The sequence below is a fragment of the Arthrobacter sp. NPDC057013 genome, from assembly GCF_042674585.1.
Taxonomy (GTDB): domain Bacteria; phylum Actinomycetota; class Actinomycetes; order Actinomycetales; family Micrococcaceae; genus Arthrobacter.
Genome location: NZ_JBHUSE010000009.1, coordinates 20,153 through 41,773, shown reverse-complemented (window position 1 = coordinate 41,773; position 21,621 = coordinate 20,153). Strand labels below are relative to the sequence as shown.

General features: G+C 62.8%; 22 protein-coding genes and 1 pseudogene. 12 read left to right on the top strand and 11 right to left on the bottom strand.

The annotated features are described in order from the left end of the window. Positions 1 to 159: 159 nt before the first annotated feature. The 4 genes from ACFTSA_RS13455 to ACFTSA_RS13440 form a co-directional block, all read right to left on the bottom strand. Positions 160 to 495 carry a hypothetical protein gene (locus ACFTSA_RS13455; RefSeq protein ID WP_377922927.1) on the bottom strand — a complete coding sequence of 112 codons (336 nt, stop codon included), beginning with the start codon at positions 493 to 495 and terminating at the stop codon, positions 160 to 162. A 126-nt stretch (positions 496 to 621) separates the two neighbouring features. Beyond that, the gene (locus ACFTSA_RS13450) at positions 622 to 1,185 is read right to left on the bottom strand and encodes a hypothetical protein (RefSeq protein WP_377951882.1); all 564 of its coding nucleotides are present in this window, start codon (positions 1,183 to 1,185) and stop codon (positions 622 to 624) included. Between the two features lie 85 nt (positions 1,186 to 1,270). Next, on the bottom strand, positions 1,271 to 1,393 hold the full coding sequence (locus ACFTSA_RS13445) for a hypothetical protein (RefSeq protein ID WP_377951881.1): 123 nt from the start codon (positions 1,391 to 1,393) through the stop codon (positions 1,271 to 1,273). A gap of 7 nt (positions 1,394 to 1,400) precedes the next feature. Continuing rightward, positions 1,401 to 1,823, bottom strand: coding sequence for a hypothetical protein (locus ACFTSA_RS13440; RefSeq protein WP_377951880.1), 423 nt, complete (start codon positions 1,821 to 1,823; stop codon positions 1,401 to 1,403). A 122-nt stretch (positions 1,824 to 1,945) separates the two neighbouring features. On the opposite strand from ACFTSA_RS13440, the gene ACFTSA_RS13435 reads away from it, so the two are divergent. From ACFTSA_RS13435 to ACFTSA_RS13425, 3 genes are all read left to right on the top strand, one after another. After that, a complete protein-coding gene (locus tag ACFTSA_RS13435; RefSeq protein WP_377951878.1) occupies positions 1,946 to 2,110 on the top strand; it encodes a hypothetical protein in 165 nt (54 codons plus the stop codon). A 99-nt stretch (positions 2,111 to 2,209) separates the two neighbouring features. Beyond that, the gene (locus ACFTSA_RS13430) at positions 2,210 to 2,737 is read left to right on the top strand and encodes a hypothetical protein (protein WP_377951877.1); all 528 of its coding nucleotides are present in this window, start codon (positions 2,210 to 2,212) and stop codon (positions 2,735 to 2,737) included. Between the two features lie 346 nt (positions 2,738 to 3,083). Continuing rightward, positions 3,084 to 3,332 carry a helix-turn-helix domain-containing protein gene (locus tag ACFTSA_RS13425; protein ID WP_377951875.1) on the top strand — a complete coding sequence of 83 codons (249 nt, stop codon included), beginning with the start codon at positions 3,084 to 3,086 and terminating at the stop codon, positions 3,330 to 3,332. Here the strand turns inward: ACFTSA_RS13425 and ACFTSA_RS13420 are convergent. Together ACFTSA_RS13420 and ACFTSA_RS13415 are read right to left on the bottom strand one after the other, a co-directional pair. Continuing rightward, positions 3,329 to 3,964: a hypothetical protein gene (locus tag ACFTSA_RS13420; protein ID WP_377951874.1), complete on the bottom strand. Its 636-nt coding sequence runs from the start codon at positions 3,962 to 3,964 to the stop codon at positions 3,329 to 3,331. The genes ACFTSA_RS13425 and ACFTSA_RS13420 overlap by 4 nt on opposite strands. Positions 3,965 to 4,034: 70 nt before the next feature. After that, positions 4,035 to 4,313, bottom strand: a complete 279-nt coding sequence (locus ACFTSA_RS13415; RefSeq protein ID WP_377951872.1) for a hypothetical protein — start codon at positions 4,311 to 4,313, stop codon at positions 4,035 to 4,037. A gap of 114 nt (positions 4,314 to 4,427) precedes the next feature. Here ACFTSA_RS13415 and ACFTSA_RS13410 point away from each other — a divergent pair, with 114 nt between their 5' ends. Further along, positions 4,428 to 5,006 (top strand): hypothetical protein, encoded by a 579-nt coding sequence (locus ACFTSA_RS13410; RefSeq protein ID WP_377951870.1) that lies wholly within the window; start codon positions 4,428 to 4,430, stop codon positions 5,004 to 5,006. A gap of 38 nt (positions 5,007 to 5,044) precedes the next feature. Here ACFTSA_RS13410 and ACFTSA_RS13405 read toward each other — a convergent pair whose 3' ends face one another. The 3 genes from ACFTSA_RS13405 to ACFTSA_RS13395 form a co-directional block, all read right to left on the bottom strand. After that, positions 5,045 to 5,866 (bottom strand): hypothetical protein, encoded by an 822-nt coding sequence (locus tag ACFTSA_RS13405; RefSeq protein ID WP_377951868.1) that lies wholly within the window; start codon positions 5,864 to 5,866, stop codon positions 5,045 to 5,047. 239 nt (positions 5,867 to 6,105) lie between these two features. Then, the gene (locus tag ACFTSA_RS13400; protein WP_377951866.1) at positions 6,106 to 6,561 is read right to left on the bottom strand and encodes a hypothetical protein; all 456 of its coding nucleotides are present in this window, start codon (positions 6,559 to 6,561) and stop codon (positions 6,106 to 6,108) included. Continuing rightward, positions 6,545 to 7,609, bottom strand: coding sequence for an amidase domain-containing protein (locus ACFTSA_RS13395; RefSeq protein WP_377951865.1), 1,065 nt, complete (start codon positions 7,607 to 7,609; stop codon positions 6,545 to 6,547). The genes ACFTSA_RS13400 and ACFTSA_RS13395 overlap by 17 nt, the downstream gene beginning before the upstream one ends. 1,065 nt (positions 7,610 to 8,674) lie before the next feature. On the opposite strand from ACFTSA_RS13395, the gene ACFTSA_RS13390 reads away from it, so the two are divergent. Continuing rightward, complete coding sequence (locus tag ACFTSA_RS13390) at positions 8,675 to 9,472, top strand: DUF2637 domain-containing protein (RefSeq protein ID WP_377951864.1); 798 nt, start codon at positions 8,675 to 8,677, stop codon at positions 9,470 to 9,472. 291 nt (positions 9,473 to 9,763) lie between these two features. On the opposite strand, the gene ACFTSA_RS13385 is transcribed toward ACFTSA_RS13390, so the two are convergent. Both ACFTSA_RS13385 and ACFTSA_RS13380 read right to left on the bottom strand, forming a co-directional pair. Beyond that, positions 9,764 to 10,342, bottom strand: coding sequence for a DUF2637 domain-containing protein (locus ACFTSA_RS13385; protein ID WP_377951863.1), 579 nt, complete (start codon positions 10,340 to 10,342; stop codon positions 9,764 to 9,766). A gap of 1,008 nt (positions 10,343 to 11,350) precedes the next feature. After that, entirely contained in the window at positions 11,351 to 14,989 is a 3,639-nt protein-coding gene (locus tag ACFTSA_RS13380; RefSeq protein ID WP_377951862.1) for a S8 family serine peptidase, read from the bottom strand. A 1,030-nt stretch (positions 14,990 to 16,019) separates the two neighbouring features. Here ACFTSA_RS13380 and ACFTSA_RS13375 point away from each other — a divergent pair. The 7 genes and pseudogenes from ACFTSA_RS13375 (at position 16,020) to ACFTSA_RS13345 (ending at position 21,301) form a co-directional block, all read left to right on the top strand. Next, positions 16,020 to 16,334 (top strand): Ltp family lipoprotein, encoded by a 315-nt coding sequence (locus ACFTSA_RS13375; protein WP_377951860.1) that lies wholly within the window; start codon positions 16,020 to 16,022, stop codon positions 16,332 to 16,334. A 248-nt stretch (positions 16,335 to 16,582) separates the two neighbouring features. Continuing rightward, positions 16,583 to 17,245, top strand: a complete 663-nt coding sequence (locus tag ACFTSA_RS13370; RefSeq protein ID WP_377922845.1) for a DUF3841 domain-containing protein — start codon at positions 16,583 to 16,585, stop codon at positions 17,243 to 17,245. A gap of 181 nt (positions 17,246 to 17,426) precedes the next feature. Next, a pseudogene (locus ACFTSA_RS13365) lies at positions 17,427 to 17,552 on the top strand (excisionase family DNA-binding protein); the annotation flags it as partial. Positions 17,553 to 17,651: 99 nt separating this feature from the next. Continuing rightward, on the top strand, positions 17,652 to 18,128 hold the full coding sequence (locus tag ACFTSA_RS13360) for a hypothetical protein (protein ID WP_377922848.1): 477 nt from the start codon (positions 17,652 to 17,654) through the stop codon (positions 18,126 to 18,128). A 208-nt stretch (positions 18,129 to 18,336) separates the two neighbouring features. Next, positions 18,337 to 18,939, top strand: coding sequence for a hypothetical protein (locus tag ACFTSA_RS13355; protein ID WP_377951858.1), 603 nt, complete (start codon positions 18,337 to 18,339; stop codon positions 18,937 to 18,939). A 53-nt stretch (positions 18,940 to 18,992) separates the two neighbouring features. After that, a complete protein-coding gene (locus tag ACFTSA_RS13350) occupies positions 18,993 to 19,664 on the top strand; it encodes an endonuclease/exonuclease/phosphatase family protein (RefSeq protein WP_377951857.1) in 672 nt (223 codons plus the stop codon). A 698-nt stretch (positions 19,665 to 20,362) separates the two neighbouring features. Then, positions 20,363 to 21,301 carry a DNA-processing protein DprA gene (locus ACFTSA_RS13345; protein WP_377951855.1) on the top strand — a complete coding sequence of 313 codons (939 nt, stop codon included), beginning with the start codon at positions 20,363 to 20,365 and terminating at the stop codon, positions 21,299 to 21,301. Positions 21,302 to 21,621: the final 320 nt, after the last annotated feature.

The following is a 21,621-nucleotide window of genomic DNA, read 5'->3' as shown; positions in this document are numbered from 1 at the left end:
CATTTATCGAGCTAAGTGTAAATAACCGACTAAGGTCCTGCACTTGGCACCCCCTCGGGCCCTCTAGCCGAAAGGATCGGGGGCAGATTCTTACAGCTATTTGTCTATGCGTAAGAATGGCGCTTTGATTTTCTCATTTAGGCCTCCGGTGTCGTTCCGTTACCACGGCAGCTGATGCTCGTGGGTTCCCTGCGGGATGGTGTGCAGGAGGACGTACTCGCCGGTCGCCGGGTCCATCTCCCACAGGGTCATCTCGGAATGGGAGCCGTTAGGGCCGTATATGCGGCTCCTGATGGCCGACTGGGCGTAGCCCAGCTTGGTGTGGGCTTTCCGGACGGGGCTGCGGCCAGGAACGATGGTCAGCCAGGACGAGGGCTTCGGTGTCTTCACTGAGGGATCCCAGAGCACCCAGACCTCCGGCTTGTCGTCCGGGCAGTGCAGGGTGAGGGCGGCCCAGACCTCGGTGTCGGCGTATTCCCGGCTGGACTCGAACACCGTGAAGAGATCAGTCCAGGCTTTGCGGTGCGCCCGTTCGGGCTGGCGCGGCGGGCAAACGATCGCGGAGCGCAGAAACCCCCGGCAACTGCTGCCGGGGGTCGTGGCTGTATCGGTTGGAGTTGGTCAGGAGCCGAACGCTGCGGTGTACTGCTTGTTTACCGTCGGGGTGAGCTTGCCGCTGACCCGCAGCAGGACCGCACCTTTCAGGTGGTGCCATTCGGTGCCGTAGGCGGGACCCATCTCTTTCAGGACCCCCAGGATGTACTCGGAGCGGGCTTTCGCGTCGGCCTCGTTGGCGAACACCTCAACGACCGCTCCGCCATCGATGCCGGTCTCCCCTGCCGTGGCGCCGGAGTCGGTGATCCAGGCGGCGGAGGTGTACTGGTTGGGCCGGCCGATGAGGTTGTTCGAGTCCAGCGCCTCGGTCACCGTGGTGACCTTCGTGATGCTGGCAACCTTTGGCTTCAAGGCGGCGGCAACCGCCGTCGCATCGGCAGCTTTAGTCTCAGTCGGTGTCGGCGTCGGTGTCGCGGTGGGCGTCGCTGAAGATGTGGACGCGGCTGACGATGGCACCGCCGAGGCGGGCTGACTGGACGAGGCAGGCTGGCTGGAGATCGGGGTGGAAGGTGCCGAGCAGCCAGCCAGAAGAAGTGCCGTCACCCCAAGGACGGCCAAATGTTTACGCATATGCCTGATGCTAGCCGCCGGTCAGGGCAGGTTCGGAAATGCGACGGGACTGCCCGCCATTGAGTCCTTGAAGCGGCAGCCGTCGCTAGGGCTGCCGTTGGCGCTCCTTCTGTTCGCTCGCCAACCCGATGCCCATCACGACGAAAATGGGCAGCGCGAGAAAGATCATGATCACCGTCGCCTCGTCCTGCTCTAACGTTGACCCCAAGGGCCTTTTACCCGATGCCCCCATGGTGGGAGCAGGCGCCCTGCCTGCCGCCGCTGTGTGAGACCCAGCCGTCCGAGCAGACAACGGTGTAGCCGGAGCCGCCTCCACCATACGAGCCACCCGAGTAGCCGGAACTGGATCCACCAGAATGGCCTGACTCGCCCGAGCTGCCGGAGTATCTAAAGGGGTTGGGTAGGGCGCCCAGCAAGCCGGTCACGTCGACATCGTATTCGCCTCCGTAGGAGACCAGTTCGTCCGCATAAATCCGGAGCAACTTATTGTAGGCGATGTCGTTGTCGGTGAAGTCGCCCTGGATCGCGAACGGCAGCGCCAGGCTGAAATCTTTCTTGTACACCACCCCGGGCGGGGGCGGGGGCTTGACCGCCGTCGTGCAGTTCCCTTCGATGGCGCCGTCGCAGGTGGCCGGCACCTCCCTTCGGTCAGCCTTTCAGGTGGACTACGAGAAGCTCATCCAAGGCATCCTGGCGTGCAGCGGAGGATTCCGGGCTGGATGTCCTGCGCACGTACTGGTATTACGCCTCCAAGGACGCCTTGTTCACCGATCAACACAAACAGATCGGCCTGCTGCCCGGAGTAAAGGTCCGACTCGGCAGGATTTCCTTTAACGGCGAGCAGAAAGGTGTTGACCTGAAGCGGGGCCTGGATCTCGTCGGCGTGGCACGCAACCGTGCCGCGTCGGTGGCCTACCTGGTCTAAGGCGACGACGATCTTGCCGAGGCTGTTGAGGAGGCTCAGGACCTCGGCACGAAAGTCGTGCTGGTCGGTGTAGCCGACACGGCCCATCGCCTCGGGGTCATGTCAGTGGCGGAACATTTGGCTCTGCGGGTGGACAGCATCATCACCCTCCCGGCGGAACTGATCGCAGACTGCTTCACCAAAATCGTCCAGGAGGCGCCCCGGCCGGCTTCGCCGTCTGCCCAGACCGCCCGCCCGTCGACTCATCCTGCTCCAAGGCCGGGTGGTCTGATCGCCAAGCCTGCCCCGCCGACACGGCCGCTTCCCTATGTGGCCCCGCGGCCGCACCTAGCCGAGCCGCACCTCGTGTACAGCTCCGGCGGCGCCAAGCCTACCCTCGTCCAGGAGGACAGTGCCATGGACGTCGCTCAGGATATGGGGGCGAGCGTGACGGCAAGCTGGTACGGCTCTGTAACTCAGGGGGAACTTACAGAGCTGCTCGCTGACCGGCCGATCCTGCCCGGGGAGATCGACAGGGTGCTGCTGAAGGACTGCGCTCAGAGAATCGGGGAATACAAAACCGACCTGCAGGCTGTCCGCAAGGCCCTGCGGCTGGCCTTCTGGGAAAAGCTGGACGAACTGATCTAGCGCGCGTTTCCTGTGCGCCTAGGTGTGGCCACTGCCGGGCTGAATTGACCGCACAGCGGCGCCTCTCCCCTAGGCAAAATTTCGCACCGATAACGGATATGTCAACCTAAATTGATTGAAGTGGCCTTTGATGCATTGACTCAGCTCACGGCAGGTACTAAATCGCGATTTTGGGGCCCGCATTTCGCATCGGCGAGGAATGTCCGCGAAGATCGTTTCGGTACCATCTGACACGAAGGGCAGAGATGACCCCCGACAGTAGCATCAATCAATCTGATTCCCTCTTAGTACAACAAATTACCAATTTGTGGTCTAAGACGGCTTCATGCGGTGGGACGGTGTGATCGTGGACCCCAAGTACCTTGAAGCTCTCTTCGCCAACTACCCCGAGCGCCTGACGACTCAGCACCTCGAAGAACTCTTCGGGCTCTCCCGGAACACCGTGTATCGCTGGCTGCAAACTGGAGTGATTCCTGCTTACCAAGTCGAGAAGACATGGTTGATCTCCAGGGATCAGGTCAAGGACTGGGTCTGGGAAAACCGGAACACCCTCAGGAAGGGCCAGGAGCCGGAAGTACCTGCGGATCGCCCCTAAGCACGCTTTAGCGGGGTGTGGACGGGCCAGCGGGCGACTTCGGCCAGCAGGGCCGCGGCCACCTGAGGGGCTACTACGTTGGCGGCCTGCAGGAACTGCCGGGACCGGCTGCCGGTCCAAGGGAAGCTTGCCGGGAAGCCGTTGAGGACCCCGGCCTGGGCGCTTGTCAGGCGGGCTCCGTCGGATTCGCGAGTCCATGTCCGGGCTTTCTCCGTCAGGCACCACGCAGGATTGTCGGCGGAGAACAGGTTGCCGCCGCCGGGCTTGCGGTTGGCCCTGGTCCGCACCTTCTCCCCCACACCCCAGCCGAGGGCAGCGGCGGCGCTCGTGCGCACCGCACCGGCTGCTGGCTTCGGGATGTGAACGGGGCGGGTCTTGTGACCGATCAGGAAGGCTCGGCGGCGCCTCCGCGACGGAACCCCGAAGTCCATGGCAGCGAGCATGCCGACATCAACGAACTCCCAGCCGGCCGAGTACAGCTCGGCGGCGATGTCCTCCCACATGTACTCCAGCGCCGGAACCTGCTCGAGGATGAACCATTCGAGGCTCGGCAGGGCGAAGGCGAAGCGCACAGCCTGCAGCACCAGTGGGGTGCGCTGGTCCTGGACGACCGCGGTGGCGTCCCCGAACATCTCCTCCCAGGTGCAGTCGCAGCCCGGCTCGGCGCCCAGGTGCGTGATGACGTCCAGGACGTGCTGATAGTCATCGGAGAGGCCTGTGCGTTTGCCCGAGGCTGAGAAAGTTGGGCACGGGGCGCTGGCGATCAGACCCCTTCACGGACGGGAAGTCGGCAGGATCCAGCTCCAGTACGTTGCCGTGGAGCCTGGTGTACCCGGCTGCGCGAGCGGTCTGCACGGCTGTTGCGTCCAACTCGACCCCGATGATCCGTCGCGGGTTGATACCGGCAAGTTCGGCTCCACGGTCCCAGCCGCCCGGCCCGGCGAAAAGGTCCAGGATGTCGGGTTCAATAGTGGCCGTCATGGCGTTTGTCCTTCGGGGTCGGCGTCAGCTTCAACCCGAATGTGTACGGAGCTCCCCGGTTCGCTCGCCAGGGGGCATCATCAGAATGCCCGGCACGACACCTAGAATTTGTGCATGCGCTGGGGAACCGTACATGTCTTGACCGAAAACATCGGCGACTATTGCTATGGGCAGAGGACCGAATCATTCGAAGCCTGCATGCGCCATGCCAAGGAACGCTCTGACAGCACTTCAGCGATGTTGACCTTCATCGTCATTGGCGTCATTGTCGCCATATTTTTCTACAACCGCGGCAAGAGAAAGGCCGCGGAAGCGGCGGCGGCACAAGCCGAGCAGACAAGACGAGGGCGGCTTAGTCCCGAAAAGCGTGTCGCAGAAGATGTCGAGGCGGCGCGGGTCAGGGCAGTTCAGCGAGAGCAAGCCAGATCAGACGCTGAGGAGCTTGAAGCCCTTCGAAGAATGTGGGCCAGCGGCTTTTTCAAGCCAGGGGTTCCCCTACCGCCCGAGCGCCAGACGGATTCACGTCCAAAACCTGAAGGGAACGCAGCGCCAGGCTGGTACGACGCTCCTCCGGGCGATGGCTACGGCCTCTATTACCGGCAAAAATATGCTTACCAGTTTTGGAATGGCACGGATTGGGATCCGCAGACGTCTCCCCCCTCCCAGTATTACTACTGGACGCGCCGTCGGTAGCCTGCGTCAAACCCGTTCTATGAGGTGGACTCCTGCCCCTACTCCGCGAGGCGCCGGAGTTCTCTTGCCAGATCAACGCTGGGCGAGTATCCCCCGGACCGTTCGATGAGGAAGTTCCGTGCGGCCGCGAGCCGGTCGCTGGCCAGGTACCGCGTCTGCCATTCTCTGCTGCCCCGCAGTTCCGCGGCCATCTCATCCACCTGCCCCATCAGCTTGGCAAAAGCCGCCTGGGCATTGTCGCGAACCATCCGGCTGGCCTCCTTCAACACCTGGCGCGTGATGAAGGAACCCTCGTTGGACTGCAGCCTGTCCTCCACAAAGTTCGTCCCGATCGACGTTCGCGTGCGGAGGTTTCCAGCGCGGTACTCCGGGTCCTGCTCAAGCAGTTCGGCGAGGTGCGTGATGCGAATCAGCTCCGCCCTGTAATCATCGACGCGTTGGGCGTCGCGGTCTTCAGACCAGCCGTCACGCAATTTCTCCAGTTCCTGTTTCCAGACCGGCACGGCAAGGTAGATGTAAGTCGCGCCGCCGCCGACCCACTCAACGAAGACACCGTCGATCTGCCCGGTGCGTTCCTCCCACAGCCTCAAGAGCTCAGCAGGAGGCTCGGGAGTCAGCTCAGAGAAGAAGTCTTTCTCGCCCCAGCTTTCGACCAGTTCCGCTGTGTCGAGCCGGGAAACAGCCAGGCTCACGAAAGGCGCGAAGGACTGTTGGGCCACGTCGAGCACTTCATCGACGGAGGCTGTCCCATGCCGGAAAATCACATCAGGTTTCCCCGGGAACTCTGCCTCCATAAGCCGCAAGCCACGCCTGTCAGCACCAGCGCGGACCTGGTCCACGAGCTCTTCGAAATCATCCACCTCCGCACAATATCGGATTGAAGTATGGAGCCCGCCGAGCGCCCTCCGCCGGCCGTGCCGCCTGTGCCCACCTCCAGACGCGTACGTCGCTTCCCGGGGCATTCTTGGACATCTCCGCTCAGGTTGCTCGACAGCGACGGCATGGCGGGCAACCGCTCTTACACGGCGAAGAGGGCCCAGCCGGGGTGTCCTGGCCGGGCCTCAATACGATCCGCCAAATAGGCAGCGCGTCGGCTACCCTAGGGGCTCGTCCCCACCGACTTCGTAGGTTCGGGCGTGGGGTTCAAGCCTCCGCTTGCCCCTCCGCTCGGTGGGGTCGCGGGGTCTCCCATAAGAAGAGCCCAGTGGTCGTTGTTCCAGGTAATTCTGAAGCTTCCCGCGGTTGCCAGGCCGGGCTTGGACACCTTCACGTCCGCCACCTCAGGAAAATCGTTGCTGATGTCGATTTTCCCAGAGTCGCGGCTCCATCCCTGGGCGAACTTGACGAGCTTATCGACCTCGGGGCGTACGTTAACCCGGTCATCCATCACCAGCTTTTCAACTTGTTCCACGGAACCCGTCGCGGCCGTCGTCATGACGTTCTGGGCGAAGTCGTCGCGGGTGTCCAGGTTCGGGGACGGAAGCTCGGGAGTGCAGGCTGCAAGGGCCAGAGAGGCCAGCAGAATCGCTGCTGCGTACTTACGTGCGGAGTGCATACCAGGTCGCTCCCGGCTTCTGACTGTAGAGGGTCCAGATGGACTTATTAAGGGTGTCTGTTGTGTGGTATGTGACACGGATGTCGTTGTATCCCGTCCCACCCGAAGCCCAGTAGGTCACGATCATCGCGTGGTCCTTGAGCCCGTTACTCTCCCAGTCCGCGATTTCGATGTCGGCCGGGCCCATGCTGTTGAGGTATGCAAGCTCGTACGTGCGTCCACTCCCCCAGGTTGCATAGGCAAAGAAGTCCGGCGTGGATGTCCATGACCTGGTCGCGATCCACGGGTAGTAGTACCACTGGTCGTTGGTCTGATAGTAACCGCCATAGTCGTACATCCCCCAGCCGCCCTGGCGGAGCGACTGAGAAACGAAGTTGGTGCAGTCGTTTCCATACGCTTTGTAATTGGGGTTGTAGTTGAGATAGTGCCCCATCGCGTAGTAAACCATGGCGTTGTAGTCGTATCCGACGGCCATCGTCGTCACCATTGTGCTGTCGGAGCTGTTGGTCGTTTTCTTTGGCTCAAGGGTTGCTTTGTCCCCCTTCTTACCGGGAACTGCACCCTTGCTCGGTGCCGGAGCAACCTGCGTCACTGCCGTTTCCGACGGATCTTTCGGATCGATCATGGAGAACGGAAGGCTGGTTTGGCCGGTATCGGGAGTGATTTCATCGAGGACCCATACCCCGCCTACCTTGATAAAGGAGGCGGTTTCGTGGACCCGGTACTGCTCGGGAGTGTCGCTGGCCCCAGTCGTCTCAGATGCCATGTAGAGCGTTGCCGACTCGTCGAACTTGACGGTCGCAGCCACGTCCGAGCCCGTGACGTCGGTTATTTGAATGGTGGTTGAACCCGACGTGTAGTGGAATCCGAACCCCTTTAGCCTCTGCTTCCGGGCCGCCACGACACTCTTCTCGATGCCTTTGGCGTCTTTGTACTTCTTGGTTGATTTACTGGCCTTCAGCTTCGGCAGCCCGGGTGTTGCCAACGCTTCACCACTCCGGTCATTGACAGCCGCTTCCAGGATTCCCTGTGCCTCGGCTGCAGTCACGGTGGATGTAGTCGCGCCGTCGGTCGCGAACGACGGCGTAGCGGCCGCCAGCAGCAGCAAAGGTGTAACGAGCGCAGCCGTCAGTTTCGATCTATTCAAATGTTCCCCCCAAGGGACTTCTCGCGCGGGCACCGTTGCCGTAAATATCGCGAAGTGATCGAATCTTCTTACAAAGCCACCCGTAAAACAAGCTTTCCCTCACCGTGTCGGCCCTGCCTTCGATGAGGCTCGGAGGCCAGCCCCGCCGCGGCCAACACTGGCGCCTTGAGTTCGGAGCAGTCCAGCGCCAAAACGAGCGCTGGCATCCGGCCAGCAGTGACAACCAGTCAGGTCCAGAGTTCTGACCCGCAGCCCGGGGCAGGTCGCCATCGCCACAGGGCAGGTGGCCATCACCGAGGTCACCTTCAAGGAAAACTCCAACACGCAGGAGGTCCGGCTGCCCCGGGGAACCAAACCGGGCGACGGCAAGAAGATGGCCGCTCATCATCGTCCGCGTAGTCGACACCCTGCAGGCTTCCTCATCCAGGCGGTCGCAAGTCCCGGGCATGGCAGCAGGCCGGCCAGCGCGCCGTCAGTCGCCACGGAATGAGGAAGTGACCGGGCTCCGTGACCAGGGGCTGGTCGCACCAGAAGAGTCAGAATGTAGGCCACAGGGACTGCTCCAGTGAGTCTGAGTCTGCTTACTCCCCCCGCGCACATTGTTCTCGCGTTGGCTTCGGCAGTGCGCATCATTCATAAAAGGCATGTGTGCGGCCGAGTTCAACAAGCGCCGGCCGATTTCAATTTTCCCCGCATCTCTTCGATCTCTTCCCGGCTGCCCGACGAGTCCACAAGAAGCGGCCTGCCCAAGGTACCAAGGGCCGCCGACTCGGGCACCTCTTCGGGTGGCCCGGAAGCCGCTCGACCCGTTGCTCCAAGGTGGTCCACTTCGCTGGTCCATTAGTGGTCCAAGGGTCTGGTCCATGGTGGTCCACTTTCGTGGTCCACTTCGTTGTCTCCCCCTGGTCCTAAAGTGGCCCATACGTGGTCCAAAACGGGCCAATGAAGTCAGGAAGCGGGGCTGATTTGAGTTCACGATTTGAAGCTGACGGGCCGGAGATGACGTTCGCGGCGATGGCCCTGGTTGCGGTGCTCGCTATCGCTAGTTTCTCCCTTTCCTTCCTCGGGCTCATCCAGGCAGCTGCATGGGCGGGAGTCGGGGAGAACCTTCGTTGGCTCGTTCCCATCGTCATCGACTCGACCATCCTCGTGTACGCCGTTTCGGCCACGGTGCAACGTGCTCGCGGGGAAAACACGGCCATGTCGTGGCTTGCGGTCGGGTTTTTCACCGCCGTATCGGTGGCCTCCAACACCTCGCACGTGCTGGCTCCGACGGGGGCTGCGCAGCCGCTCTCCCCTGCCTTGGTGTTGGGGTCTCTCGTGGCAGGGATCATGCCGGTAAGTCTGTTTTTTGCCACTCACACGGCCGTGAACTTAATCGTCCAGCCCGTTTACGGGACGGTCGACCAGCGGCGCCGACGTGCGGCCAAGCGGTTGGTCCAAAACCAGAAAGTGGCCCACCGGACCGGACCTCATGGACCACAAAATGGACCACGCGTGGACCAGCAGGATGGACCGTTTGGACCACTAAGTGGACCAGGAATGGAGCAGGGTTCCGGACCACGTGGACCACGCCAAGTGGACCGCTCTGGACCAACCGAGAAGATCCGCGTCACAGCGGACCCTGCGAAGGTGCGCGAACTGTCCCGGGAGGGGAAGAGCCAGCGAGCCATCGCGGGCAAGCTCGGGGTGTCCAAGACCGCAGTTGCCCGAATCCTGGCGGAGCAGGAGAAACACTCGCGCGAGCCTGCCGCGGTCCGTTAGGCGAAGGGGTGGTCGTTCGTGTGGGCTCACGGGCGAAGGCAGGCCGGCGATGAATCCCGAGATCCAGCCTTCCTGAACCTGATTCACACCCCTGCACCCAAGCCGGAATGGTCAAAAATCAGCGGCCCTAGGAATTAGGCGCACGACCGACAAGCGGGCAGCGGCTCGTGAGCAGACAAGGACCCCAGGTCCTCCCTCGCGCAACCTCCGCGGAGCCGTCAATGCTCCGACGGGGGTGCGCGGCCAACGACGGGCGGACACGGGCAGTTTGTGCAGCTGCCCACGGGTTGATCAGGCGACGGCGGGCTCGAATGATTCCCGCACGGACAAGGTCTGGGCCTCCGGGGCGGGCACGGGGACTGGCGGGCTCTGCAGGCCCGCGGTGGCTGACGCCTTACGGGACGTCTTCATAGCCTTCTTGGCTGCCGGGCGCATGGCGGAGTTCTGGACGAGCACGACGGACAGGTGCGTGACGGTAAGCAGGACAAGCGGCGGCATGGACGCCACGACAGCTGCGACCACGGCCGGGACCGTGGTGTGCTCGACGGCGAAGATGGCGTGGACGGCGTTCGCGACTGTGGAGACGCCGGCTCCTCCAATCAGCAGCCCCCACGGGTAGAAGAGCACTTTCAGCTCCCGGCCCGCGAGAGCAACGATGGCTACGGTGGCGGCGACGATGAGCCCGTCGATGATGACCGGCCAGATCCACGCGAGTGACGGGCCGATGCCGGAGCGGATGGCCAGGTCGGTGAGTGCTGCGAAGGACAGGACGAACGCGCCGATAGCGATCACGACGGTTGCTGCGATGCCGGTCGCGACGACGGGGCTGGCCAGGGCTCGGCTGTTTTTGCGGCCGACTGTCCTGGTCACGGTTTCCTCCGAAAGTATTGCCTCTTCGAGTGGACGCTAGTCAGCGAGCGGAGCCCGCGCTTTATCCCGGCGCGTTGGCAGCAGTCAGCAGTGTCAGGAGCGGCCATGTCCGTCCACGTCCCTGGCCTCAGCCGGGACGGACGCTTCTTTGCTTTCATGACTTACCCCATGCGTAGACATCCAGCGTATGGGGTGCGAGGACGGCTTTGGCTGAGAAGAATTCAGGTGGGCCCCGTAGACGTCCTGACGACACACCAGGGGCGCGACTCGACATGCGCCGGATCGGCCCACGGGCATCCTGTTTTGCGCTGCGGCGGCTCTGGCAGAGGTGTCCCGAGGCGCTGCGATGCCTGGGGCCCGTCCAGCCGTCCGCCCAGCCGTCCGCCCAGCCCCGCCCACCCTCCGCCCAGCCCCCTGCCGGGCGGGGAAATCCTTGCAAATAAAGGGAAGGAGGCCCCTTATGAATGAATGACCAGTCTTAAGAGAGAAAACTATATATATAAGGGGAGGCCGGTGTTATTAGTTGTTTGCTGCTCTCCGAACTAATAACACTTCCTCTCTCTGTATGTCCTCAGTTTTTCGGCCGGTCAGACCGGCGGGCTGGGCGGGCCCGGGAAAAACCGCGGAATCACGCGGATTTTGAGGGCATTTCCGGGGCCGGTCAGGCTGGGCGGGGGGTGGGCGGGAACCCGGAATAGGGTGGGCGGGACATCAAAAAGCACCGTTTTCGCCCATCCGAGGCTGCGCAGCGGCACCCTCGTGCACCACGGTATGCGATTGCTAATTCCCCCGGTCGGCACCATTTGACCGTTTTGGCCTCACCGGGGACAGTAGGACCCCCTCGCCAAGAGGTTGCCGGGGTTTCACTGTGGCTCCTAGAAGCTGCTGTCCTCGTTGCGCTGCTGCGCATTCGGTGACCGTGCCGCCGAGGATGGTGTCTACCTCAATGGGCCCCCGGAGATCGCGGGCTATCCCGGCCTCGGGGCTGAGGCCGGGACCGCCATGCTGCTAGGGAATCCGAACGGTTGAACCCGAGTATTTGGTCACCGTGGTGTACCCGGCTTTGGTACCGACGACGCGGACTTTGAGGGTGTCGTACCGGTCGGCGGCGACCAGTCCGTAAGTCCTCGCGGTGGCCCCGGCGATGGCGACGCCTGAGCGGTACCACTGGTACCTCAGGGTCGTCCCAGCCGTCCACGTGCCGGTGTTGGCCGTGAGGGTGTAGCCGTAGCGCGGCGTGCCGGAGATCCACGGCGTCGGGGCCACAAGAGTGCCGGCGACGACCGCGGTCGTTACGGCCGAGTCCTTCGCGACAGTGGTGTAGCCGGGCTTGGACCCGGTGACACGGACCTTCATGGTCTTACCTAGGTCAGCGGCCCCCAACGTGTACTTGGAGGCGGTGCCGCCGACAATGGCGACGCCGGAGCGGTACCACTGGTACTTCAGCGTGGTCCCGGAGGTCCAGGTGCCCGGCGCTGCGGACAGCGCGTAGCCGACCTTTCTGGTCCCGCTGACCGCAGGCACCGGGGCCGTGAGCGTGCCGGGGGCCACCAGCGATGTTTGTGGTGAGTCTTTGACGAGCGTGGCGTAGCCGGCCGTGGATGCGGTCACCCGCACCTTGATCGCTTTGCCCAGGTCAGCCGAAGACAGCGCATAGGTGGAGCCGCTTGCGTTCGGGATTACGACGCCTGAGCGGAGCCACTGGTAACTCGGTGTGAGGGGCTGAGGCCACGCCGTGGTGGTGGCGTGGGCCGTGAGCACAAAGCCCACCTTGGCGGTTCCCGTAATGACGGGCCGGGGATCGGCAAGCGTTCCTGGCAGGACCGGATCTGTCGGTGCCGACTCCAAGCTCAATGGACTGTAGCCGTCCTTCGTGCCGCTGACCCTGATCGTCAATCGCTTGCCGACGTCCTCCGCTCGCGGAGTGTAAAAGACGCTGTCGGTGCCCGGAATCTGGACGCCGTCCCGGTACCACGACTTGCTGATCTGTGTGCCAGAGGGCCAACCGGACCATACGTCACCGGCCGACACTTCAACGCCCAGTTGCGGCGCTGCGGGGGTAAGGGCGGGGATAGTCGCACTCAGGGTTCCGGGACCCACGTCGGCGGTGGGAGCAGAACCTACGGTCAGCGGTGCGTAGCCTGCTTTGGTTCCGGTGATGGTAACTGTAATCGGCTGGCCGAGGTCGCCAGCATCCAACGTGTACGTTGCGGTAGTGGCGGCAAGGGCCGCGACTCCGTTCCGGTACCACTGGTAACTCAGCGCCGCGTTCGGCGTCCAGGTTCCCGTGGCTGCCGTCAAAGTCTGGCCGACAGCCGCCGTTCCGGTGATCGTCGGAATCGCCCCGGTCAGGGTGCCGGCGGCAACCGGCGTCGTTGCATCGGATTCGACCGTGAGCGGATTATAGCCGGCAGCCGAGCCCGTGACGCTGACTGTGAGCACCTGGCCCAGGTCTTCGGCGACAGGCGTGTAAGTTCCTGCCTTCGCTGTAGGGATTGACGCACCGGCCCGGTACCACTGGTAGCTGAGCGTTGCGTCGCCTGCCCAAGTGCCCGGAACCGCAGAAAGTGTGGCACCGACGGCCGGGTTACCGGTGATGGCTGGCTTGGTGGCAGTGAGTGCCCCTTCGGCGACCGGCTCGGTTTGGGCGGAGGTTCCTGTAACGGTCTCCTCATCCGGTGACAAGCTGTGCACCGTGACGGTGACCGTAATGGTCTTCCCGAGATCGGAAGGTTTTGGAGTGTAGGTCCTGCCGCTGGCAAAGGATATGGGACCATCACTGTTCGACCACCGGTAGGTCCAGTAACCATACCTGCCTTCCTGAGCCGTCAGCGTTGAGCCAACTTTCGCCTCACCCGTAATCGAAGGGGCGTAGGCCGGAGCGGGCGCTACGGTCTCCGTGGCGGTCGGTTCCGGAGTGGGTGTGTCACTTGGCGCGGGAGCGATGGTGCCGATCGGCGTCGGTTCCGGGACGAGGACAGGGTCCGACACTGCGGAGGCGGAACCCCATCCCTGCTTGTAGCCAATGACCCGGACGCTGATGGACCTGCCCATGTCGCCGAGGTCTAGCTGATAGCTTCGGCCGGTGGCGCCGGGGATGGGCTCACCGTTCCGTCGCCACTCATAGAAGTACATGAGGCCTGTCGGCGCCCAGGTGCCCGTGTCGGCGGTCAACGTCCGGTCGTACTCGGGGTTGCCCAGAATGGATGGCTTCCCGGGCGTGATTGCAGGTGCCGCGGACATGGAGGCCCGGACGGCCGCCCAGGCGTCGACCAGGCCGGTGCCGCAGCCTCCGGTGTCGCACGCCCCTGGCAGGGGGCGGGCGGTGGCCTTCATTTTCGCTTCGACTTCGGCCGGGGTGATGGTGGACCCGGAGGTCATCATGAGGGCGGCGAGGCCTGCCACATGGGGTGCGGCCATCGAGGTGCCCTGCATGAAGCCGTACGCTTCGTTGCCGACGGTGGTCTGGCCGTCGTTCCAGGTGGAGAGGATCGCGTCGTAACCGCTGGCGGTGGCGTCCCCGCCGGGTGCACTGACGTCTACTTCGGGTCCGTAGTTGGAGTAGAACGCGCGGCTGCCGTCTCGGCCGGTCGCGCCGACGGTGATGATCTTGTCGCAGTTGGCCGGGCTGGATCCGGCGGCCGGGGAGTTCTCGTTGCCGGCTGCAGCGATCACGACAGCGCCCTTGGAGGCGGCGAAGTCCAGGGCGGACTGGAAGTAGGCCTCGCACTGTCCGGCGCCGCCCAGGGACATGTTGATGACCTGCGCCGGGGTCGGGTTGGCGGGCAGGCCGGCCACGGTTCCGCCGGCGGCCCAGACGACCGCGTCGGCGATGTCGCTCAGGTAGCCGCCGCACGCCCCGAGCGCACGGAGGGGCTGGACCTTGGCGCCGTAGGCGACACCGGCGATGCCCCGGCTGTTGTTGCCGACCGCGGCGATGGTTCCGGCCACGTGGGTTCCGTGCCAGGACGACGGTGAACCGTTGCAGTAGTCGCCGGTGTCGGTGGCGTCCGCGTCCCGGCCGTCCCCGTCGTTGCTCATGCCGGGGTCGGAGATGAAGTCGTAGCCGGGGACGATGTTGGCTGCCAGGTCGCTGTGGGCGGTGATGCCGGTGTCGATGACGGCGACGGTGGCTCCGCGGCCGGTGGTCACATCCCAAGCGGCCGGGACGCGCATGCCGCCGGTGGATTCGCGGTAGTCCCACTGGTACTGGAAGTACGGGTCGGAGACGGTCGCGGCGGGACGGACGAAGGTGTCCGGTGCGACCGATTCGACATTGGTCTGACTCCGCAGTGAGGCGACGACGCTGGCGCGCTCACCGGGGGTCAGAGTCTCGCTGGCCTGGACGACCGTGGCGCCTGTCGCGGTGCGGCGCAGCTCCTTGACGGGAACGCCGGCGGTGCGGGCGGCCTGCCCGAAGGCTTTGGCCTGTGCGCTGGCGGCCCCGGCGGCTCCGGGCTTGAACTTCACGACGAACCGGTCGGCCGCCTGGGCGGGCAGTTCTTTGCTGGTGGTGGGCGGTGCGACCGGCCCCGGGTCAATGGCCGGGTCCTGGGCTGCTGCCGCAGGGAGAGCGAACAGGGTGCTGAGCAGGACGGCTGCGGCGCTCAGTGATGCGACGGCCTTGGTCAGGCGCGGTGCTGGCATGTGGTCCTCAAGGACATGGCCGGTGCTGGCACCGGCGGACGGGCGGGAGCGGGAAACACGTGTGCTCGCAATGGCCCGGGCCCCGCCAAAACTTTAACCTAGAAGTTCTTCCGCTCTTGAGCTCTGGCGGGGATCCTGCGGTTTTCCTGCGGTTTCGGAGGGGAGATTCGGACGTCCGGCCGGGTACCGGCCGCCGTTCGGGTTTTGAAGCAGTTGCCTTCGACCCGCTACGGCCATACCGCTAGAACCAGCGTGAACCCAACGCCGGGATCGATCCGGCGACGTCCCGTTTACGACGTTTCCCCTCAGGAGCGCAGGCTCTGCCTCGGTCCACACGGCTGGCCGCGAACCGCCTCCGTTCCGGAAGATGCCCGCCCGCATGCCTGCCGGCAGGCAGCAGATGCAGACAGTGCGTAGCTAAAGATTTACCGGATTTTTCGATACTTAACGAAAACTGTAGAGCGGGGTAATTTGAAAGTCAGCTCTTTATTCAAATCCCCACACTATTATGGCGACATGCGTACCTGCCGGGAGAATATGGCGGCCGTACAAATCAAGCGAAGGTCGCCATCGACCGCTCAGACGAGAGCGTCAATTCTGCTGGCCGCGTCCAAAGGCCTCTTGGTGCCTGCAACCGCCAAACTCGGCCGGGAGGACATCGACCCCAAAAACACGGCCTCTACGTCACCGGTGAATGGAGCCAAGATGCCTCACTGCCGCTCCTCGCCGAGCTCCCTGACTGCGTCATGGCCATCGGCTTCCCAATCTCGATTATGACCCCCGGCCTGCCGGACACCGGTCTAGGGCACGGCCGTCTCACCAAAGTAAATACGAAGTGCCAGACACGCGGCATCGGCGGCTATCCACAGCCCTCAGTGTCTGGCGGTTTGAAGGGAACAGCAAAATGAAACCACTCGGCACGCCGGCCCTCACCCTAGCTCTCTTACTCGGTGCTACTGGCTGTGGAGGGACAGAGGAATCGGCCCCGACAACCACAGAGCAACACACGGCATCACCGGCGCCAGCTCCGGTGAAGAAGACGCCGGCGGACACGCGCACAGTTGGGCAGAAAAATGCGCAGCGGGCAGCAGAGAGCTACTTGGAAACGTCCCCATTCTCCCGCTCCGGGCTAATTAAGCAGTTGGAGTTTGAGAAATTCTCCAAGGCGGACGCCACCTGGGCGGTGGATCACATCAAGGTCAACTGGAAGGAACAAGCGGCAAAAGCCGCCAAGTCCTATTTGGAAATGCAGGGGTTTTCCCGAGGGGGGCTCATCCAACAGCTGACGTTTGAGGGATATACGGCCGCGGAAGCGGAGTACGGCGTGACACAGGCAGGGCTGTGACCCTTCAGGAAGCTTAAGCCCCGATTGATCGAATTCCCGTCACCCACAAAGCCGGAGACCTCGGTATCGTGCAAGTCGTCGTCCCGGTTCCAAATTCAAAAAAGCTGAGTCGTTGGCGCTCACAATAGTGACGTTGAGCCGCTCCGTGTAACTTTCTTCAAGGGGAAATCCGCACCTGGGAATGCGTGCGCGCATGTCCGGGCGCTCACCGGGATGCGCCAGGTGGATGTCTCAGCGATGATGATCCTGTGCCCCTGTTCCCGGTTCGGACCGCCCGCTTTGACACTGCCGTCCCCGCCGGACGCATCGGCTGCAGCCTTACCACCGACAAGCTCCTGCTGCATACCATCCCGACCGCTGATGCCTTGGAGGCACTCCTGTCCACCGGAAGACTCGTGCCAAACACTTCCCTGGCCGAACCTCACTTCGAGGACGCGTACGGCTGGATGCTCCGGCAGGTGGCTTCACGCCTGTCCACCACTAGTAACGGAGCGCTGTGGTTCTGGGCCCGGATCCACCGGCGGGACCTCGTGGACTTATGCAAAGCCTCTCCCGGGAGCGTCCTGCTCACCTGCAAAGTGCCACGGGAACGCGTGCTCGTATCGCATTACGGCGACTGGCACGCAGTCCTGAACGGGAGCCCTCACGTGCCCGACCTACCAGGCGAGAGCGACGACGACTACGTCGCCCGGCTGGAGCGCATCTTCAATGAATTCGAGGTACGGCAGAAGGCAGCCGGAGCGCCGCGCCAGCCGATTCGCGATTGGCCCGCAGACCTGCGCGCAGACTTAGAACGAACTTGGGAGCACATCCTCGACCCGTCCACTTTCGGCCGTTCGGACACTTTGCAGGCCACTACGCACGTCCTTCACAACGAAGATGTCGTAGAGGCGGTCCGCCTGATGTCGTAGTGCAGGCTGGAGTACCTTTTGCCAGCTTTCAACCCGCTAATAGCAGAAGCTCCGGGACCAAGCCGAAGCTGTTGAACGACAGTCACTGGCCGTACAAGACGAAACACATGGCACTTGGAAGTAGGCCCCCAAGAGGCACTGCGGATGCTCTGAACGGTTCCGGTATCGGTATGATTGCGTAATGCTTGTTAGCGTCTCCCAAGCAGCCGAGCGGCTCGGAGTATCAGACCGGCGTTTGCGCGTGTTGCTCGCCGAGGGGCGCATCCCCGCCCAGCAAGTAGGCAGGCAATGGGTTATCGACACGGTTGATCTAGCCAGGCATCAAGGGACCCGGGCAGCAGGTCGGCCGCTGTCCCGCCGAAGTGCATGGCTGCTCATTCAAGAGGGAAGTGGACTGGCCGCAGAAATGGCTGGCGTTGCAGGTACTGCTCCTATCGAGAAATACCGCCTTAATCAAAGACTTCAAAGACTGGCGGAGGCCTCCGACCCGCTGAATTTGCTCCTATCGATGCTCGCTAGGCGGGCCGACAAGCTTGAGGTCTCAGCAGTCAGAGCCGATCTTGCCGGGCTGATCGTTGACCCGCGCCTCCGGCTTTCAGGTGTTTCACACCCGGCCTCCGGTCTCCTGTCCAACGCCGAGGTGGAGGCATATGTGAATGCCCGGCACGTCGAGGCACTCATAAAGGATTGGTTCCTGATTCGCGTCGCGGCTGGTCGTCAGCCCAACGTCCTGTTGCACGTGATGGAGGACGTCCCCCAGGAGCTCGGGCTCATGGCGATAGCCACTGACCTCGCCGAACGAGGGGGCGTCAGGGAAGGTCAAGCAGCGCAAGCGATCATTGAGGGCCTACGACCCGTATGGCAGCGTCCGGGACACCCATAGCGGTGAATTGGAACCGCGTCGAGCATCGACAAGGAACCGCATGACTCCATTGAGGGGCGCACGTACTAGTACAAGCCACGATGAGGGCGCGCGGATCCCGCTGGTACGCGGCATCCTCGCCCGTTGTACTGCATCCGGTCGATAGCGTCGTGGGACTTCAGCCACCGGTAACCTTTGTATGTTCAACGAAAAGCACTGGGGGAACCTCATGACCGAAACCGCCGCATCCGCCGCGCCCACAAAGAAGCGTACGCTTCTCGTTGCCATCCTGGTGGCCGTACTGTTGATCGGCGGTGGAACGGCTGGCTGGTTGGCTTGGAACGCTACGGAAACGACCCGCCAGGCGGAGGCGAAGGCGGCAGCGGAGCAAAAGGCCAAAGAGGATGCCGCAGCGGCGAAAAAGGCCAAGTCCGACGCGTACTGGGCCAAGGTCTATGAGGACGAGAAGGCTGCCAAAGCCAAGGCGGAGGCCACTGCCGCAGCGAAGGCGTCTGCGGACCGGGCAGCGGCCACCAAGGCCATTGCTGACGCCGGCTGGAGCGAGAAAGCCCCCGGCATCTACTACGCGGACTCCCCCGACACCACCTGCGACTACACGGCCTGTGCCAAGTTCAACGTTATGACCACGCTGGAGAGCGGCTGCCCGGGCGGCATCGTGATTCGGGGACGGTGGCTGAACGGTGAGACAGTCACCGGGGCGGTCTTCGAGGTCACCGGGCCGGTCTACGCCAACGAGCAGGCCGCCGTCGAGGCAAACGATTATGGAGGCAATGCCACCAGCGTCGACCTGACCGAATTCAGCTGCCGCTAGGCTCAACCGACAAGTTGCGGCGGTTGCGAATCTCAATTGAACAAAGGTGCGGAATGCGGATTGTCTCCTGGAATTGCTCGATGGCCTTCTACAAGAAGCGCCACCTGATCGAAGCTCTATTTCCGGGCATCGCCATCATTCAGGAGGTGGCGAAGAAGGACATCGTGAACACTGAGTTCCCCTTCGCGGCCTGGGTGGGATCCAACCCGAACAAGGGCCTGGGCGTGATTGGGTTCCATCCCGCCAGCTACAAGGTCACCGAGACTGCGGACCCTGCCCTGCCGTGGCACATCCCGTTCAGCGTGGACGGACTGAATATCGTCGCTCTGTGGGCTCACCAGGCAACACGCGAGCTCCGCTATGTCCGGGTCACGCACGAGATCGTTGACCGGCACGCCGATTACCTTGCCAGCGGACGCGGACTGATCGTCGGCGACTTCAATAGCAACACGATCTGGGACCGCGAACACCCGGGCCGGAACCATTCCATGCTGGTCGACAAGCTGAGCGGGTTCGGCTTGGACAGTGTCTTTCACCGCCAGGAGCTGAGTGCCCACGGCAGCGAGCTGGCCAAGACGTACTTCCATACGAAGAACCTGAAGTTCGGGCACCACATCGACTACGCGTTCCTGTCCTCGACAGTGGAGGCGAAAGTCTCCGTCGGCGAACCAGACACCTGGCTGGCCCACAGCGACCACATGCCGCTGACACTGGACATCGGCTAGCGGCCAGCCCGCCCCTATCTTTCTCACGATACTCGACCCGGCGTGCGCGGTTCGCCTGCCCACAATTACAGGTACGGGAAGACCTTGTCCGGGTGGCCATCTGCTGCAGACACCACCCTACCGGTTCACCGCCGCAATCCTTGGAGAGTCGGTTGAAGCTGCGGGCCACCTTGTGGGCCTGGACCAGCTGGGCGAGGGTCTGCCGGTTGGCGTCCGTCATGCCGGCCCCTTCAACGTGTCTGTGCCCTAATGGAGACCACGTCATTACGCTCAGAACTACCTCGCCCGTGGTGCGGATTGAGTCCCTGAACCCCTCGGAATCGTGAATATGGCACCACAAGGGTTCCGGAAGGCGGCACCGTCACCCAGCGTTCTCGACGTCATCATCCATGATGCGGGGAGTTCAGTAGGAGAACGCTGGACCTCGGAACTTAGGCTCATCCCCCCGTCTGTTAAACTGAGGGTAGAGGTAAACCGAAGGCGCAGGCCAAAGGTTTGCCCAAAAACTGATGGGCCCTGGAGCCCCACACTCCGGGCACCAGCTTTTCGACACGGACCCGGGGCTTCTGCGCCCAGAAGGTCGTAGGCCCATGGAAACCTTGTGTCTACTGCTGCTAGGAAGCGCAGCACGAGATGGTCGGCACTAGACTGAACCCAGTCCGAATTGGTAAGCATGACCGCAAGCGCACGAAGGAGCAGTGATCGTGAAGAAGGCGGCTTCATCTCTCGAACGTGCTGCACTAGTCTCCCTCCTGCATCCACCGCGTGAGTTCAAATGGGCGGCGTTCCGAGATCATCTGATCGAGGATGAAGCACTCCCCTCCGAAGTACTACTGGAATCGCTGACCAACAACACTGGAAGATTCGACGACGAAATCGCGCTCAGTGTTCAGCGAATAAGAACTTGGGAATCTCTGGGCTACGCGTTCATGACGTACCTAGATCCTGAATATCCGATTCAGCTAAGGGAAGTCCACGACTTTCCCCCATTCCTATTTGCTCGCGGCACACCCGCCCCGGAGGCTCAACGTGAGCGCGGCATTAGCATAGTTGGTTCTCGCTCGGCCTCTCCCGCGGCCATTCGAGATGCGGAGGCCTTGGCCCTAGCGTTGGCCAAGGATGGTGTCACCGTCATTTCCGGACTAGCTGCAGGAATCGATGCAGCGGCGCATTCGGCTGCACTTAGCGTCGGTGGAAGAACTGTTGGGATTATCGGGACAGGGATCGACAAGTACTACCCCAAATCATCGGAGGTTATCCAGCGCCGCATGGAGAAGGGAGAAGGCTTGGTACTTTCCCAGTTCTGGCCCGGCTCCTCTCCGACTAAGTACAGCTTCCCCATGCGCAATACAGTGATGTCTGGGTATTCACGCGGGACCGTTATCGTTGAGGCGAGCGAGAAGTCTGGCACACGCCACCAGGCGCAGCGGGCTGTTCAGCACGGCAGGCCCTTAGTAATTTCTCGCGCGGTGGCCAATGACACCTCTTGGGGCCGCAAGCTAAGTAGCGACCCCAAAAGAACTGAAGTCTATGTCGCTGACAATCTTGACCACGCCATCGAACTTGCACTCTATATGGCAAGGCCCCTGCGTGCCGCTATTCCCAGCCCTGACCAACTTTCCCTTGCATGGCAGTAAGCACGGACGCCCTAGACGAGTGGCTGCCTAAGGTCGCGCACATAATGCGGAATCCTGGGCTGCCGATCGATCCTGCAGAGGCCCGGACTGATCTCCTGTCCCCGGCACTCACCTACTGCCCGATGTGCACGATACCCATGTACGACACGTGGCCGTACTGCTTTGCATGCAAGACCGCGAGAGAGACCCTCCCTGCCACGGAACTACCCCGGAGACTGGCGTTCTTGACTTACGCCGGCGCTACACGCCAGTCCCTGACTGATGTATACGAGTATAAGAACGATCCGCCAAGTAGCAGCGCACAGATACGCCTTTCAGTA

Excerpts from the sequence above, each read along its gene's own strand:
- ACFTSA_RS13450 (WP_377951882.1), bottom strand. The coding sequence starts at position 1,185 with ATGCGTAAACATTTGGCCGTCCTTGGGGTGACGGCACTTCTTCTGGCT.
- ACFTSA_RS13430 (WP_377951877.1), top strand. The coding sequence starts at position 2,210 with ATGTCAGTGGCGGAACATTTGGCTCTGCGGGTGGACAGCATCATCACC.
- ACFTSA_RS13420 (WP_377951874.1), bottom strand. The coding sequence starts at position 3,964 with ATGTTCGGGGACGCCACCGCGGTCGTCCAGGACCAGCGCACCCCACTG.
- ACFTSA_RS13415 (WP_377951872.1), bottom strand. The coding sequence starts at position 4,313 with ATGACGGCCACTATTGAACCCGACATCCTGGACCTTTTCGCCGGGCCG.
- ACFTSA_RS13410 (WP_377951870.1), top strand. The coding sequence starts at position 4,428 with ATGCGCTGGGGAACCGTACATGTCTTGACCGAAAACATCGGCGACTAT.
- ACFTSA_RS13400 (WP_377951866.1), bottom strand. The coding sequence starts at position 6,561 with ATGCACTCCGCACGTAAGTACGCAGCAGCGATTCTGCTGGCCTCTCTG.
- ACFTSA_RS13380 (WP_377951862.1), bottom strand. The coding sequence starts at position 14,989 with ATGCCAGCACCGCGCCTGACCAAGGCCGTCGCATCACTGAGCGCCGCA.
- ACFTSA_RS13360 (WP_377922848.1), top strand. The coding sequence starts at position 17,652 with ATGGCTGGCGTTGCAGGTACTGCTCCTATCGAGAAATACCGCCTTAAT.
- ACFTSA_RS13355 (WP_377951858.1), top strand. The coding sequence starts at position 18,337 with ATGACCGAAACCGCCGCATCCGCCGCGCCCACAAAGAAGCGTACGCTT.
- ACFTSA_RS13350 (WP_377951857.1), top strand. The coding sequence starts at position 18,993 with ATGCGGATTGTCTCCTGGAATTGCTCGATGGCCTTCTACAAGAAGCGC.